The sequence below is a fragment of the Inquilinus sp. Marseille-Q2685 genome, assembly GCF_916619195.1.
Lineage (GTDB): Bacteria > Pseudomonadota > Alphaproteobacteria > DSM-16000 > Inquilinaceae > Inquilinus.
Genome location: NZ_CAKAKL010000012.1, coordinates 30111 through 45545, shown reverse-complemented (window position 1 = coordinate 45545; position 15435 = coordinate 30111). Strand labels below are relative to the sequence as shown.

Here is a 15435-nt window from a genome sequence, read left to right as displayed (position 1 = left end):
TTCTTCGGGGCGCCGTCCGCGGCTATACTTTAAACTTAAAGCAGATCGGGTGGCCACCGGCCGTGTTCAGGACAGCAGCAGAATGATCGATGCCGAGACCGCGGTCGCCGACCGGCCGAAGGACCATCGCCTCGAATTGCGGCTGTGGCTGCGGCTCCTGACCTGCACCACCATGATCGAACGCGAGGTGCGGCGCCGCCTGGCCGAGAGCTTCGACACCACCCTGCCGCGCTTCGACCTGATGGCGCAGCTGTACAAGATGCGCCAGGGGCTGACCCTGGGCGAGCTGAGCCAGCGGCTGATGGTCTCGAACGGCAACATCACCGGGCTGGTCGAGCGGCTGGTCGAGGGCGGGCTGGTGGCGCGCGAGCAGTCGCGGGAAGACCGGCGCAAGCACGTCATCCGCCTGACCGAGGAGGGCGAGCACCAGTTCGCCGCCATGGCCGCAGCGCATGGCGACTGGGTGGCCGAGATGACGGGGGGGCTCGGGACCGGCGAGATCGAGCGGCTGATGGAGCTGCTCGGCCGCACCAAGGCCTCGGTCGCCGAGGCGACCAAGCCGCGGGGACGAGGCCGGGCCGAGTAGCCCTGCCTCGTCCGTGCGATCAGGCGGTGCGCGCCACCCGCGGCGCCACCGCCAGGTTGACCACCACCGCGACCACGATGTTGGCCGCCAGCGCCAGCAGTCCGGCGTAGACCGTGACGGTGCTGCTGCCGAAGCTCAGCGCGTGCAGCGGCTTCAGCCCATCCTGCCAGACGATCCAGCTGCCGCCGAAGAAGCCGACCGCCCAGCCGGCCAGCAGGGCGGGGGCCCGGAACCAGCCGACATAGAGGCCGAACACCAGCGCCGGCAGGGTCTGCAGGATCCAGACGCCGCCCAGCAGCTGCAGGTCCAGCGCGAACTGCGTCGGCAGGAACACGATCACCAGCAGGGCGCCGACCTTGACCACCAGCGAGGTGAGCTTGGCCACCTGGGCCTCGCCGGCATGGCTGATGTCCGGCGCGACATAGGCTTTCCAGAAATTGCGGGTGAACAGGTTGGCGGCGCCGATGCTCATCACCGCCGCCGGCACCAGGGCGCCGATGGCGATGGCGGCGAAGGCGAAGCCGGCGAACCAGCTCGGGAACAGGGTCTGGAACAGCGCCGGCACCACGTCGTTCGGGCTGGCCACCTGCAGATGCGCGGCATGGCCCATATAGCCGAGCAGGGCCAGGAGGCCGAGCAGCAGCGTGTAGGCCGGCAGCAGCGCCGCGTTCTTGCGGATGGTGTTGGCGCTGGCCGAGGCGAAGATGCCGGTCAGGGTGTGCGGATACATGAAGGCGGCGAGGGCCGAGCCCAGCGCCAGCGTGGCATAGGCCACCATCTGGCTGTCGCCCAGCAGCAGGCCGCCCGCGCCCTTGGCCTGGAAGGCCTGGTCGGCCGCCTGGAACACGGCGCCGTAGCCGCCCAGCTCCCACGGGATCAGCGCCACCGCGGCCAGCACCGCGATGTAGATCATGATGTCCTTGACGAAGGCGATCAGCGCCGGCGCCCGCAGGCCGGCGGAATAGGTGTAGAGCGCCAGGATGATGAAGGCGATCGCCAGCGGCAGCTCGCCGGTCAGGCCCAGCGCCTTGATCACCGCGGCCATGCCGACCAGCTGCAGCGCGATATAGGGCATGACGGCGAGGACGCCGGTGATGGCGACCGCCAGCTCCAGCCCGCGTGAGCCGTACTGGCCGAACACCACGTCGCCGGCGGTGACGTAGCCCTGCTCCTTCGCCCGCTTCCACAGCTTCGGCATCACCAGGAAGACGAAGGGGTAGACGATGATGGTGTAGGGCAGGGCGAAGAAGCCGTAGGCGCCGACGGCATAGACCAGCGCCGGCACCGCGATCACGGTATAGGCGGTGTAGAAGTCGCCGCCGACCAGGAACCAGGTGATCCAGGTGCCGAAGCGGCGGCCGCCCAGCCCCCATTCGTCGATATGGGCCAGCGTCTCGCCCCGCTTCCAGCGGGCGGCGGCGAAGCCCATGACAGTGACCAGGATGAAGAAGAAGGCGAAGACGGCGAGCGCGACGACATCCAGCTCAGTCGTCATGGCGCACGCTCCGATACGCGACCCAGATGATCAGCGCGGTCAGCGGCACCCAGGCGAACTGATACCAATAGAAGAACGGGAAGCCCAGGATCTCCGGCTCCCGCGCATTGTAGAACGGCACCCACAGGAGCCCGATATAGGGCAGGAGCAGCAGCCACAGCACGGGCCGCCGTGAACGCTCAGGCATGGCGAATCCTTCCGTCGCGGGCCTCTCCCGGCCCGATTGCGGTCACCCTGCCATCGTCCCCGCAGATGTTAACCGGAATGGTTGCATGGCGGAAATGCTGCGGACGGGCCCGTCTCTAGGACTTCAGCCGATACCCGGTCTTGAAGATCCAGGCGACGGCGGCCAGGCAAACCGCCAGGAAGGCCAGGGTCATGCCCAGGCTGACGGCGACGCTCACGTCGGCGACCCCGTAGAAGCTCCAGCGGAAGCCGCTGATCAGGTAGACCACCGGGTTGAACAGGGCCACGGTCTGCCAGAAGGGCGGCAGCATGGCGATCGAGTAGAAGCTGCCGCCCAGGAAGGTCAGCGGCGTGATGATCAGGAGCGGGATCACCTGCAGCTTCTCGAAGCCGTCGGCCCAGATGCCGATGATGAAGCCGAACAGGCTGAAGGTGACGGCCGTCAGCACCAGGAACAGCAGCATCCAGAAGGGGTGGACCACCTGCAGCGGCACGAACAGCCCGGCCGTGGCCAGGATGATGGCGCCGAGGATGATCGATTTGGTGGCCGCCGCCCCGACATAGGCGACGACGATCTCGAGATAGGAGACCGGCGCCGACAGCAGCTCGTAGATCGTGCCGATGAATTTCGGGAAGTAGATGCCGATCGAGGCGTTGGAGATGCTCTGGGTCAGCAGCGACAGCATGATCAGCCCGGGCACGATGAAGGCGCCGTAGCTGACCCCGTGGATCTCCTCGATACGCGAGCCGAGGGCCGAGCCGAAGACGACGAAGTACAGCGAGGTCGAGATCACCGGCGACAGGATGCTCTGCATCAGGGTGCGCCCGGTGCGCGCCATCTCGGACAGGTAGATCGCGCGGATCGCGTGGAGGTTCATGGCCGTTCGCTCACCAGCCTGACGAAGATCTCCTCCAGCGAGCTCTGGCTCGTGCGGAGGTCCCTGAACCGGATGCCGGCCTCGGACAGGGCCTGCAGCACCGCGGTGATGCCGGTCCGCTCGCCCTGGGTGTCGTAGGTGTAGACCAGCTCGGTGTGGTCGGCCGACAGCGACAGATGATGCGCGGCCAGGGCCTCGGGCAGGCGCTCCAGCGGGGCCTGCAGCTGCAGCGTCAGCTGCTTCTTGCCCAGCTTGCGCATCAGCTCGGCCTTGTCCTCGACCAGGATGATCTCGCCCTTGCGGATCACCCCGATCCGGTCGGCCATCTCCTCGGCCTCGTCGATGTAATGGGTGGTCAGGATGATGGTCACGCCCTGGTCCCGCAGCCTGCGGACCAGCCGCCACATGTCCTGCCGCAGCTCGACATCCACCCCCGCCGTGGGCTCGTCCAGGAACAGGATCTGCGGCTCATGCGCCAGCGCCTTGGCGATCAGCACCCGCCGCTTCATGCCGCCGGACAGCGTCATGATCTTGCTGTCCTTCTTCTCCCACAGCGAGAGGTCCTTCAGCACCCTCTCGATATGGGCCGGGTCGGCCGGCTTGCCGAACAGCCCGCGGCTGAAGGCGGCGGTCGCCTGGACCGTGGTGAAGGTGTCGGTGGTCAGCTCCTGCGGCACCAGCCCGATGCGGGACCGGGCGGCGCGGTAGCCGGCGACGATGTCGTGGCCGTCCACGGTCACGGTCCCGCCGCTGGCGCGGACGATGCCGCAGACGATGTTGATCAGCGTGGTCTTGCCGGCGCCGTTGGGGCCGAGCAGGGCGAAGATCTCGCCGCGCCGGATCTCCAGGTCGACGCTCTTCAGCGCCTGGAAGCCGGAGGCATAGGTCTTCGACAGGTTCGAGACGGTGATGATCGGCGGCATGGCCGCGACCATACCCGATCCGGCGGGTGATTCGATGCAGGGTCGTGACGGGCTGCAGATCCCGTCACGACCCGGAGGCTGATGTCACCGCCACTTCATCACGCCCTGCCCGGGCGAGACCAGCCACAGCGCGCCGTTGGCCGCGACCCTGGCGAACAGCGCGAAGGGGAACGCCAGGCCTTGGTTCTGCGCCGTCCAGCCGGTCGCGCCGTCCGCGCTGGTGACCACGCCCTGGCTGGTGGTGGCATAGCCGCCGGCATGGACGGCGCTGGAGCTGCCGAAATAGACGCGGCCGGTGCTCGCATTGACCGTCACGGTCCGGGCCTGGTCGTCGGCCCGCACGCGGGTCCAGCTCTGGCCGTAATCCGCCGACCGGTACAGGCCCTTGCCGCTGCCCTTGACCGCGATCCAGATGTTGCCGCCCCGGCTGGCCAGGTCCATCGGGCCGCTGTAGGTCCAGACGTCGTGCAGCCAGTGCGATCCCGGGGTCCAGCCGCTGGTCATGGCGGCGGGCAGGGCCAGCTGGCTCCAGGTGCCGGCGCTGCCGCCCTGCCAGGAGCGGTAGACGGCGCCGGCCGACAGGGCGAGCACGCCGTTGGTCGCCGTGTAGTAGATCCGGAAGCAGTCGTCGTTCGGGCAGTCCAGCACCTGCGCCCAGGAGACGCCGTCATCCTCGCTCAGATACACGTCGCCGTTCACGGCGGCGTACACCCAGCGATAGGTGACCGTGCTGTCGGGCGCCACGGTCAGCCCCTCCAGGCGCCGGATCGGGCTGGGCAGGCCCTGGGTGATGTTCTGCCAGGTTACGCCCTTGTCCGTGCTCTTCAGCAGGTACATCGGCTCGTCGCAGGGCGTGCCGCAATTCTCGAGATTGCCGCCCAGCTGGGCCCACACCACATTGGCGCGGCTGGGATCCGCGGCCACGCTCAGGCTGTTGCCGCCCTTGCCGGCCCAGCCGCCGGTGTAGGCCGCGGTGTTCAGGCTGGTCCAGCCCAGGCCGCCGTCGTCGGAGCGCCACAGGCCGAGATCCATGTAGCCGGCATAGACCACATTGGCGTCCGCCGCGCTCTGCTCGACCACGACCGGCACCACGTTGTCGATGCCGCGCGACCGCCACCTGCCGCTGACTGCGGTGGAGACGCTGTCGCTCCAGGCCTTGCCGCCGTTGCTGCTGGCGTAGAGGAACTGGTTGTTGGTCCACAGCACGGTGTTCGGGGTCGACGACTTGTACCCGATGGTCTGGCCCAGCCCCTGGTAGCTGAAGCCCATGCCCCAGACCTCGTCGGCCTGGGACCAGCCGCCGCTGACGCTCAGCGTGTATCTGGTCCAGCTCGTCCCGCCGTTGCTGCTTTCCCACAGGAAGCTGCCATAGGTGCCGGCGGGGCGCAGGGCCTGGTCGTCGAGGCCGACGATCCTGACATGGCCGGCATTGGTCGCGTCGGCCAGGATGATGCCGGACGGCGCCTGGGTGCCGGAGGCGAGCAGCGTCCAGGAAAAGCCGGTCTCCAGCGATTTGTAGACCCGCGGCGCGTTGCCGGTCGCGGCGACGGTCGCATACATCAGGTTCAGGTTCTGCGGGTCCAGCCCGTAGGCGATGTCGACCAGCTTGCCCTGCTGGGGGTCCATCCGGGCGAAGGTCGCGCCGCCATCCATGGAGAAATGGGCCTGGTAGACCACCTGGCTTTCAGGGGTGTCCGGGAAGCGCCCCCGGCCGCTGACCGCCCAGACGCCGTCGGGATCCACCGGATGGGTGCGCAGCCCGGTGATGCGCAGATTGGCGGGCAGGTTGGACCCGGTCGCGCTCCAGGTCTGGCCGGCGTCGTTGGAGCGGATGATATAGGGGCTCAGGCTGTCCCATTGCGGATGCACCGCGGCGTAGACGATGTTGGGATCGGCCGACACGGCGATGGCGGCGATGTAGCCGGTGGCGTATCTCCGGCTGAAGCCTGTGCCGTTGCTGTTGCCGACGAACAGCCCGCCATCGGTGCCGACCAGCAGCTTGCCGGCGGGATGGGCGGCCAGCGACGCGATATGGGTGGCGGTCAGCCCCTGGGCCGATCCCACCGCGGACCAGGTGGCGCCGGCATCCTTGCTGAGATAGACGCCGCCGAGGTCCGAGCCGACGGCCCAGTATCCTTCGCTGGTCACGACCGGCGAATTGAACGCGCCGCCGCCGCCGGGGTTGCCGGGCTTCCAGCTCAGCTGCGCGTGGCCGAGGCCCGGCACGAACAGGAACAGCGCCGCCAGCAGGACGGCCATGAGTCGATGGTCCACCGGGTCCCCCTCCCGTGATGTGTCGATCAGGCCCAGACCTGCGCCCAGCATGCGCAGGACAGCCACACGCAGCCGCGATCCGAAGCCCATCCACACGAAACGATCTCTGTCCGCTCCAACGCCGCAAAACCAATCGGCTCGCTGGAGCTTGGGGCCGAAGCCCTGTCGCGAATCACTTCCTATATGCCGATCAACGCCGACACATTCTTGCGATGTGCGCAAGATCTGATCGCGTGGGGCGGGCAAAATTCATATGTATTTCACGAACCGGTCCGCGAGAGGATTGCGGTGGTCACCCGCCCGTCCGCTCATCGCTCGTCACCGCCCCGTCGACCAGATGGATCCGCCGATCCATCCGGGCCGCCAGGTCGACGTCGTGGGTCACTGCGATCACGGTTTTTCCGCGCTCGCGCACCAGGGCCGAGAGGATGGCGAAGACCTGTTCGGAGCTGTGGGAATCGAGGCTGCCGGTCGGTTCGTCGGCCAGCAGCAGCGGCGGGTCGTTGGCCAGCGACCGGGCCACCGCGACGCGCTGGCGCTGGCCGCCCGACAGCTGGTCCGGCCGCTTGCCGCGGTGGTCGGCAAGTCCGAGCGCGTCGAGCAGCGCGTCGGCCCGTTCCCGCATCTCCCGGGCGCCGAGGCGGCCGAGCTTGCGCATCGGGATCTCGACATTCTCGCGCGCCGTGAACTCCGGCAGCAGGAAGTGGAACTGGAAGACGAAGCCGATCGATTCCAGCCGCAGCCGGGCCCGGCCGCGCTCGTTCAGCGCCGCCGCCTCCTGCCCGGCGATGCGCAGCTCTCCGCCCGTCTGCCGGTCGAGCAGGCCGAGCAGGTACAGCAGCGACGACTTGCCGGAGCCGGAGGGGCCGGTGACGGCGACCAGCTCGCGCTCGCCGATTTCCAGCGACACGTCCTTGACCAGGGTCACCGGCACCGTCTCCGGCAGCACACGGGTCAGGCCTTTCGCCTCGATCAGCGTGCTCATGTCGCCCCCCGGATGATGTCGACCGGGTTCAGCTTCGCCGCCTGGCGGGCGGGCAGGTAGCCGGCGATGCCGGCCGCGGCCAGGGCGAAGCCGGCGGCGATCAGGTAATGCCAGGGACTCCAGGTCAGCGGCAGCCTGGTGATCTCGCGCCCGATATTGGCGCCGGACAGGTGCAGCTCCACCTGCGACAGGGCAAAGCACAGGGCGAAGCCCAGCAGCCAGCCGACCAGCGACCCGGCGAGGCCGAGCGTCAGCCCCTCCAGCAGGAACAGCCGGCGCATGTCCCGCGCCTCGAAGCCGAGCGACTTCAGGATGGCGATGTCCCGCGCCTTCTCGTGGGTGATGGTCGAGACGATGTTGAAGATGCCGAATCCCGCCACCAGCAGGATGGCGCCGACCACCGTGTACATGATGATGTTGCGGATGACGAAGGCCTCCAGCAGGGATTCGTTCGCCTCCTGCCAGGCCACAGCCTTGTAGCCGATCTGCGCCTCCACCCGCTTGGCCACCGCCGGTGCCGCATTCGCGTCGTCCAGCTTCAGCCGGATCTCGTTGATGGCGTTGGGCCGCTCGCTCAGGATCTGCGCGATCTTCAGGAGGACGTAGCCCTCGCCCTCGTCGCGGGCGGTGACGCCGGTGTGGAACAGGCCGACGATCTTGACCGCGCGGCTCTGGCCGGTGGCGGAGACCAGGGTGACGGTGGTGCCGAGATCGGCGCCCAGCCGTTTCGCCAAGCTGTCCCCGACCACGATGTTGTTGCCGCCGGCGATCAGCGAATCGAAGCTGCCCTGGCGGAAATCCTGCGCGATCGAGGAGACGCGCGCCTCCTGCCGCGGCTCGACGCCGAAGATGCTGATGCCGATGTCCTGTCCGGCATAGCGGATCACGCCCTGGGTCTTCAGGCTCTTGGACATCTTGCCGGGGATCCAGGCGCTCAGCGCCGCCACCGCAGCGGTCGGGTTCAGGATGCCGCGCCGGTCGTCCCGGGGCCTGAGGCCGGCGATCGCCACCGCGTCGAATTCGTCCTCGGCCGGCTGGCGCGCGGCGGTCCGCCGTTCGTCGGTGATCTGGACATGCGGCATGGTGTCGATCAGCTGGGCGACGAAATCGTCCTCGCCGCCCTGCATTAGCGCCGCCATGGCGATCGAGAAGCCGACTCCAAGAGCAGTGCCCAGGATCGCGACCAGCGTCTGCCGGCCGCGGCCGATGATGTGGGTGACGGCGAGGTCGAGCAGCAGCCGCATGGCTCAGCCTTCCTCCGGCGCCACCCGCGCGCCGTCGGCCAGCGCCTCGGGGAAGGGGGTGATCACCCGGTCGCCCTCGGCCAGGCCGGACACCACCTCGATGTCGCGAATGCCGCGGATGCCGGCCTCGATCGTCCGGCGCCGGGCGCGGCCGTCGCCGTCGACCGTGAAGACGGCGTCACCGTTCACCGCCTCGGTGGGGACCAGGAGGGCGTTCGGCACCGTCCGGTTGACGATGTTGACGTCGACCGTCATGCCGATCCGCACCGGCGTGTCGTCCGGCAGGGCCAGGCGCACGCGGTAGGTCTTGGCCACCGGGTCGCCCTTCGGCGTGATGCTGTCGACCGTGGCGGGCAGCGCCTGGCCGGGGAAGGCGTCGGCGCGCAGCAGCGCCTTCTGCCCGACTGCGACCAGGGGGATGTCCTCCTCATTGACGTCGGCGATGACCCAGAGCGGCTTCGGCTCGCCGACCCAGAACAGGATGGTGCCGGGGTCGACGATCTCGCCGACCTCGCCGTCCTTGCGCAGCACCAGGCCGCGCATCGGCGCGCGCAGGACGTAGTTCTCCAGCTTGGCGGTCTGGCCGGCGATCATCGCGTCCAGCCGCGACAGCTCGCTGCGCGCCTGGTCCAGCGCCTGGACACTGGCGACATTGCGGCCGGCCAGGACCATCTGCCGGTCGTGCTCGGCCGCCGCCAGCTTCTGCCGCGCCTTCAGCTCGGCCAGCGTCGCCTCGGCCTCGCGGCTGTCCAGCCGGGCCAGCTCCGCGCCGGGCTCCACTGGCTTGCCCTCGCAGTCGCACAGCGCCGTGATCCGCTCCTGGATCAGCGGCGTCACCTTGGCCCAGACGCGCGGCTCGATCACGCCGGTGGCGTAGACGATCTGCGCCGCCTCGCCCCGCCGCGGCGCCGCGGTCGCGACCGCGGCGGGGCGGCCGAACAGCCAGAAGGCGGCGCCGGCGATCAGCGCCAGCACCAGGACGGCGGACAGGATGCGGACGGTCTTCAACTGCGGCTCCGAAAGCGGCGAGTCGATGAGAATATATATACGAAACAGTATCGTTTCGATATATGATTCGAGAGAAGGCTCGGAGGGTTCGATGTGACGGCGGCGAAAACAGGGGATCGGCGGGCGCCGGGACGGCCGCGCAGCCGGGCGGCGGAGGAGGCGATCCTGAAGGCGGCGCTGGCGCTGTTCCTGGACCATGGTGTCGAGGGCGCGAGCATTGAGCGGATCGCCAGACGGGCCGGGGTCGGCAAGACCACGATCTATCGCCGCTGGTCGTCGAAGGAGGAGCTGCTGGCCCAGGCGATCGGCCGGGTGCGCGAGAATGCCGAGCGCGACATCGGCGTCACCGATTTCCGCGACTTCGCCGAGATGCCGCTGGGCCCGACGCTGCGCCGGATGATGGAGGCGGGGGCCGAGCTGATGGCGAGCGACGAGAACCGCAAGCTGCTGGCCCGGCTGATCGGCTCGGTGCAGAGCCATCCGCGGCTGATGACGATCTATTGGGCGACCTATCTGCAGCCGCGGCGCGAAGCCTTCGGCGTGCTGCTGGACCGGGCGAAGGCGCGCGGCGAGCTGCCGGCTTTGGCCGACACCGGGATGCTGCAGGACATGATGGGCGGCGCCATGCTGCACCGCCTGCTGATCGACCCGGCCCCGCCGACCGCGGAGGATCTGCGGGATTATCTCGCCCGACTGCTGCAGCAACTTGGGCTGGCGGAGCCAGCGGAGGGGTAGCGCCGACGGTCCTTGCCGACGAGATGCTTCAAGCTTAAAGTATCTCTCGGGAGGTCGGCATGACGGCAGCTTCATCCCCGGAAGGGCGCCGCGCCCTGGACGGGCGGCACGCCCTGGTCACCGGCGGCGGCAGCGGCATCGGGGCAGCGGTGGCAGCGGCGCTGGCGGCGCGGGGCGCAACCGTGACCGTGCTGGGCCGGACCGAATCCCGCCTGGCCGGGGCCGTCGCCGCCGGCAAGGCCCGCGCCTACGCCGTCGCGGACGTCACGCAGCCCGACCAGCTCGAAGCCGCCGTCGCCCGGCTGGCCGCGGAGCACGGCCCCATCGACATCCTGGTCAACAATGCCGGGGCGGCGGAAAGCGCGCCCTTCGCCCGTACCGACCGGGCGCTGTGGGACCGGATGGTCGGCCTCAACCTCGGCGCAGTGTACGAGGCCACGCGGCTGGTGCTGCCGGGCATGGCCGAGCGCGGCTGGGGCCGGGTGATCAGCATCGCCAGCATCGCCGGGCTGACCGGCTACCCCTATGTCGCGGCCTATTGCGCCGCCAAGCACGGCGTGATCGGGCTGACCCGGGCGCTGGCCCGCGAATTCGCGGCCAAGGGCATCACCGTCAACGCCGTCTGCCCCGGCTACACCGACACCGATCTGGTGCAGGGCGCGGTCGCCCGGATCGAGGGCAAGACCGGCCGCAGCCCCGACGAGATCCGGGCCGAGCTGATCCGCGGCAACCCGCAGGGCCGCCTGATCCGGCCGGAGGAGGTGGCGGCCGCCGTCGCCTGGCTGGCCGGACCCGAGGCGGCGAGCGTCAACGGCATCGCGCTGCCGGTCGCCGGCGGCGAAGTGATGTGAGAGACCGATGAGCCAGGCCCCCATCGCCCCGCCGCTGTCCGCCTACCAGGCCCGGCACATCCTGTGGTCGGTCGAGGGCAAGGTCGCGACCGTCACCCTGAACCGGCCGGAGCGGAAGAACCCGCTGACCTTCGACAGCTATGCCGAACTGGTGGCCCTGTTCCGGGCGCTTGCCGCCGACACCGAGATCAAGGCGGTGGTGGTGACTGGGGCAGGGGGCAATTTCTGCTCCGGCGGCGACGTGTTCGAGATCATCGGCCCGCTGCTGGACCGCGACATGGCCGGCCTCTTAGAGTTCACCCGCATGACCGGCGACCTGGTCAAGGCGATGCGCGCCTGCCCGCAGCCGATCGTGGCGGCGGTCGACGGCGTCTGCGCCGGGGCCGGGGCGATCCTGGCGATGGCGTCGGACCTGCGCCTGGGCACCGCGCGCAGCCGCACCGCCTTCCTGTTCACCCGCGTCGGCCTGGCCGGCTGCGACATGGGCGCCTGCGCGATCCTGCCTCGCATCATCGGCCAGGGCCGGGCGTCGGAGCTGCTGTACACCGGCCGCAGCATGGACGGTGCGGAGGCCGAGCGCTGGGGCTTCCTCAACCGGCTGGTCGAGCCCGAGGCGCTGCTGGACGAAGCCGCGACGCTGGCCCGGTCGCTGGCCGACGGCCCGACCTTCGCCCATGCCATGACCAAGCGGATGCTGCACCAGGAATGGGACATGGGCGTCGACCAGGCGATCGAGGCCGAGGCCCAGGCCCAGGCGGTGTGCATGCAGACCCGCGACTTCCGCCGCGCCTATGAGGCGTTCGCCGCCAAGTCCCGGCCGGTGTTCGAGGGGAACTGATGCCCGACCGCAGCTTCCTCGACTGGCCCTTCTTCGAAGACCGCCATCGCGCCTTGGCGGCTGCGCTCGACGACTGGGCCGGGCGGACGCTGCCGGGGCTGGTCGATCATCACGACGTCGACGGCTCCTGCCGCCGGCTGGTGGCGGCGCTGGGCCGGGACGGCTGGCTGCGCCACGCGGTGCCGGCCAGCCATGGCGGTGCGGCGGAGCGGCTGGACGTGCGCAGCCTGTGCCTGATCCGCGAGATCCTGGCCCGGCATGACGGGCTGGCCGATTTCGCCTTCGCCATGCAGGGGCTGGGCACCGGCCCGGTCACGCTGTTCGGCAGCGACGCGCTGAAGGACCGAATCCTGCCGCCGGTGCGCGACGGCCGCGCCATCGCCGCCTTCGCGCTGTCGGAGCTCGAGGCCGGGTCCGACGTCGCGGCCACGAGCACGACGGCGGTGCCGGACGGGCCGGATGCGGTGCGGATCGACGGCGAGAAGACCTTCATCTCCAATGGCGGCATCGCCGACCACTACGTCGTCTTCGCCCGCACCGGCGAGGCCCCGGGCGCCCGCGGCCTGTCCGCCTTCCTGGTCCCGGCCGACGCGCCCGGCCTGACGGTGGCGGAGCGGATCGAGGTGATCGCGCCGCACCCGCTGGCCACGCTGGGCTTCGAGGGCTGCCGCGTACCGGTGACCGACCGCATCGGCGGGGCGGGGGAGGGGTTCAAGGTCGCGATGGCGACGCTGGACGTGTTCCGCTCCACCGTCGGCGCCGCGGCGCTGGGCTTCGCCCGCCGGGCGCTGGACGAGGCGCTGGGCCGCGCCCGCGGCCGGAAGATGTTCGGCGGGGCGCTGGGCGACCTGCAGCTCAGCCAGGCGGCCCTGGCCGAGATGGCGACCGAGATCGACGCGAGCGCGCTGCTGATCTATCGCGCCGCCTGGGCCAAGGACCGGGGCGCCGCGCGGGTCACGCGCGAGGCGGCGATGGCCAAGATGCACGCCACCGAGGCGGCGCAGCGCGTGATCGACCGGGCGGTGCAGCTGTTCGGCGGCCTCGGCGTCACCCGCGGCGTCAAGGTCGAGGAGCTGTATCGCGAGATCCGGGCGCTGCGCATCTACGAGGGCGCCACCGAGGTCCAGAAGATCGTCATCGCCCGCCAGCTGCTGGCGGAGGCGGAGTGACCGTCATGGCTCGAACTATCGGTCATCCCAAACTGTCATTGCCGGGCTTGACCCGGCAATCCAGGAGCTTTCGAGAGCCGCTCCGGCGGCCCCTGGATGCCCGGGTCAAGCCCGGGCATGACACCAAAAGCCAATAAGACGAACGGGAGAGGCGAGATGGAGACGAAAAGCGCGCATGTCGACAGCTTCGCCCGCGACAACCTTCCGCCGCGGGACCAGTGGCCGGAGTTCCGCTTCACCCTGCCGGCGCTGCAGTATCCGGCGCGGCTGAACTGCGTCGTCGAGCTGCTGGACCGCCACGTCGCGGAGGGACATGGCGACCGGCCCTGCCTGATCGCGCCGGGCGTCGAATGGAGCTATGCCGAGCTGCTGGACCGGGTGAACCGCATCGCCCGGGTGCTGGTGCGGGATTGCGGGCTGGTGCCGGGGAACCGGGTGCTGCTGCGCTCGGCCAACAACCCGATGATGGTCGCCAGCTATCTGGCGGCGCTGAAGGCCGGGGCGGTGGTGGTCGCCACCATGCCGCTGCTGCGCGCCAAGGAGCTGGCCTTCATGATCGAGAAGGCCCGGGTGAGCCTCGCCATCTGCGATGCCCGGCTGCTGCCGGATCTGGAGGCGGCGCGGGCCCAGGCGCCGGTGCTGGAGCAGATCCTGACCTTCGGTGGCGGCACCGAGGCCGACCTCGAGTCCCGCATGGCCACGGTCTCCCCTGATTTCGTGCCGGTCGACACGGCGGCGGAGGACATCTGCCTGATCGGCTTCACCTCCGGCACCACCGGGGTGCCGAAGGGGACGATGCACAACCACCGCGACCTGCTAGCGATCTGCGACGCCTATTCCGGCCAGGTGCTGCAGCCGAACGAGTCCGACCGCTTCATCGGCAGCCCGCCTTTGGCCTTCACCTTCGGGCTCGGCGGGCTGGTGCTGTTCCCGATGCGCGCCGGCGCCTCGACCGTGCTGCTGGAGCGCGCGTCGCCGCCGGAGCTCCTGGACGGCATCGAGCGCTTCCGCCCGACCATCTGCTTCACCGCCCCCACCGCCTATCGCGCCATGCTGGCGCAGAAGCCGGGGCGCGACCTGTCGAGCCTGCGCCGCTGCGTCTCGGCGGGCGAGGCGCTGCCCGCCGCCACCTTCGAGGCCTGGCGCGACGCCACCGGCGTCGAGATCACCGAAGGCATCGGCGCCACCGAGATGCTGCACATCTTCATCGCCTCCCGCCCCGGCGCGGGGCGGCCGGGATCGACCGGCACGGTGGTGCCGGGCTACGAGGCGAAGATCCTCGACGACGATTTCAACGAGCTGCCGGCGGGCGAGGCCGGGCGCCTCGCGGTGCGCGGCCCGACCGGCTGCCGCTACCTCGCCGACGACCGCCAGCGCGCCTATGTCCATGACGGCTGGAACCTGACCGGCGACACCTATCGCCGCGATGCCGACGGCTATTTCTGGTACCAGGCGCGGTCGGACGACATGATCGTCTCCTCCGGCTACAACATCGCCGGGCCGGAGGTGGAGAACGCCCTGCTGACCCATCCGGCGGTGCAGGAATGCGGCGTGATCGGCGTGCCGGACCCGGACCGCGGCCAGATCGTGAAGGCCTATGTCGTGCTGAAGCCCGGCCACGCGCCCGACGCCGCGACCCGCAAGGCGCTGCAGGACCATGTGAAGGCCGAGATCGCGCCTTACAAATATCCCAGGGCGATCGAGTTCCTGGAAAAGCTGCCGCGCACCGAGACCGGCAAGTTGCAGCGCTTCCAGCTGCGCCGCATGGCCGCCGAGGCTCCGGCGAAGGCCTCATGAGCGACACACGCCGCGTCCCATTGGCTGCCGCCGAGCTGCCGGAAGCCGCCTTCGCCGCCCGGCAGCCGATCCGGTTCGAGCATTGCGACACCGCCGGCATCGTCTTCTTCGCCCGGTACTTCACCATGATGCAGGGCGCGGTGGAGGAATGGTTCGCGGCGGAGCTCGGCCTCGACTATCCCGATATCATCCAGCGCCGCCGGGTCGGGCTGGGCTATGTCCGGGCCGAATGCGATTACGTGAAGCCGGCGCGGCTGGGTGATGTCCTCAGCCTGACCCTGCTGGTCGAGCGGGTCGGCCGCAGCTCGATCGGCCTGGCGTTCCACGGCCATCGCGACGGCGAGCCGGTCCTGATCGGACGGCTGGTGCTGGTGACCACGGATATCCACGAGGCGGCGCCGATCCCGATCCCGGCGGACATCCGGGCGGCGGTGGAGGCCTATCAGCGGAGATGCGCGACGTGACG

At 69.9% G+C, this 15435-nt stretch carries 15 protein-coding genes; 7 read left to right on the top strand and 8 right to left on the bottom strand.

Annotation, left to right across the window (positions count from 1 at the left end):
- Positions 1–82 precede the first annotated feature (82 nt).
- Complete coding sequence (locus LG391_RS31900; protein ID WP_225772725.1) at positions 83–586, top strand: MarR family winged helix-turn-helix transcriptional regulator; 504 nt, start codon at positions 83–85, stop codon at positions 584–586.
- 19 nt (positions 587–605) lie between these two features.
- On the opposite strand, the gene mctP is transcribed toward LG391_RS31900, so the two are convergent.
- The 8 genes from mctP to LG391_RS31860 form a co-directional block, all read right to left on the bottom strand.
- Positions 606–2081: a monocarboxylate uptake permease MctP gene (gene mctP, locus LG391_RS31895; RefSeq protein WP_225772723.1), complete on the bottom strand. Its 1476-nt coding sequence runs from the start codon at positions 2079–2081 to the stop codon at positions 606–608.
- On the bottom strand, positions 2071–2268 hold the full coding sequence (locus tag LG391_RS31890; protein ID WP_225772721.1) for a DUF3311 domain-containing protein: 198 nt from the start codon (positions 2266–2268) through the stop codon (positions 2071–2073). The genes mctP and LG391_RS31890 overlap by 11 nt, the downstream gene beginning before the upstream one ends.
- 115 nt (positions 2269–2383) lie before the next feature.
- The gene (locus LG391_RS31885) at positions 2384–3145 is read right to left on the bottom strand and encodes an ABC transporter permease (RefSeq protein WP_225772719.1); all 762 of its coding nucleotides are present in this window, start codon (positions 3143–3145) and stop codon (positions 2384–2386) included.
- A complete protein-coding gene (locus LG391_RS31880; RefSeq protein WP_225772717.1) occupies positions 3142–4080 on the bottom strand; it encodes an ABC transporter ATP-binding protein in 939 nt (312 codons plus the stop codon). The genes LG391_RS31885 and LG391_RS31880 overlap by 4 nt, the downstream gene beginning before the upstream one ends.
- A 72-nt stretch (positions 4081–4152) precedes the next feature.
- The gene (locus LG391_RS31875) at positions 4153–6342 is read right to left on the bottom strand and encodes a sialidase family protein (protein WP_225772716.1); all 2190 of its coding nucleotides are present in this window, start codon (positions 6340–6342) and stop codon (positions 4153–4155) included.
- 292 nt (positions 6343–6634) lie between these two features.
- Positions 6635–7327, bottom strand: coding sequence for an ABC transporter ATP-binding protein (locus LG391_RS31870; protein ID WP_225772714.1), 693 nt, complete (start codon positions 7325–7327; stop codon positions 6635–6637).
- Positions 7324–8571, bottom strand: a complete 1248-nt coding sequence (locus tag LG391_RS31865; RefSeq protein ID WP_225772712.1) for an ABC transporter permease — start codon at positions 8569–8571, stop codon at positions 7324–7326. Before LG391_RS31865 ends, LG391_RS31870 begins: the two co-directional genes overlap by 4 nt.
- Positions 8572–8574: 3 nt before the next feature.
- Positions 8575–9579: an efflux RND transporter periplasmic adaptor subunit gene (locus LG391_RS31860; protein ID WP_225772710.1), complete on the bottom strand. Its 1005-nt coding sequence runs from the start codon at positions 9577–9579 to the stop codon at positions 8575–8577.
- Positions 9580–9672: 93 nt separating this feature from the next.
- Between LG391_RS31860 and LG391_RS31855 the strand changes: the two genes are divergently transcribed.
- From LG391_RS31855 to LG391_RS31830, 6 genes are all read left to right on the top strand, one after another.
- Positions 9673–10314: a TetR/AcrR family transcriptional regulator gene (locus tag LG391_RS31855; protein ID WP_225772708.1), complete on the top strand. Its 642-nt coding sequence runs from the start codon at positions 9673–9675 to the stop codon at positions 10312–10314.
- 59 nt (positions 10315–10373) lie between these two features.
- Positions 10374–11165 carry an SDR family NAD(P)-dependent oxidoreductase gene (locus LG391_RS31850; protein ID WP_225772706.1) on the top strand — a complete coding sequence of 264 codons (792 nt, stop codon included), beginning with the start codon at positions 10374–10376 and terminating at the stop codon, positions 11163–11165.
- A 7-nt stretch (positions 11166–11172) separates the two neighbouring features.
- On the top strand, positions 11173–12003 hold the full coding sequence (locus LG391_RS31845) for an enoyl-CoA hydratase family protein (RefSeq protein ID WP_225772704.1): 831 nt from the start codon (positions 11173–11175) through the stop codon (positions 12001–12003).
- Positions 12003–13172: an acyl-CoA dehydrogenase family protein gene (locus LG391_RS31840; protein ID WP_225772702.1), complete on the top strand. Its 1170-nt coding sequence runs from the start codon at positions 12003–12005 to the stop codon at positions 13170–13172. Before LG391_RS31845 ends, LG391_RS31840 begins: the two co-directional genes overlap by 1 nt.
- Before the next feature lie 156 nt (positions 13173–13328).
- Positions 13329–14969, top strand: a complete 1641-nt coding sequence (locus tag LG391_RS31835; RefSeq protein WP_225772700.1) for a benzoate-CoA ligase family protein — start codon at positions 13329–13331, stop codon at positions 14967–14969.
- Positions 14966–15433 carry a thioesterase family protein gene (locus LG391_RS31830; RefSeq protein WP_225772698.1) on the top strand — a complete coding sequence of 156 codons (468 nt, stop codon included), beginning with the start codon at positions 14966–14968 and terminating at the stop codon, positions 15431–15433. The genes LG391_RS31835 and LG391_RS31830 overlap by 4 nt, the downstream gene beginning before the upstream one ends.
- Positions 15434–15435: the final 2 nt, after the last annotated feature.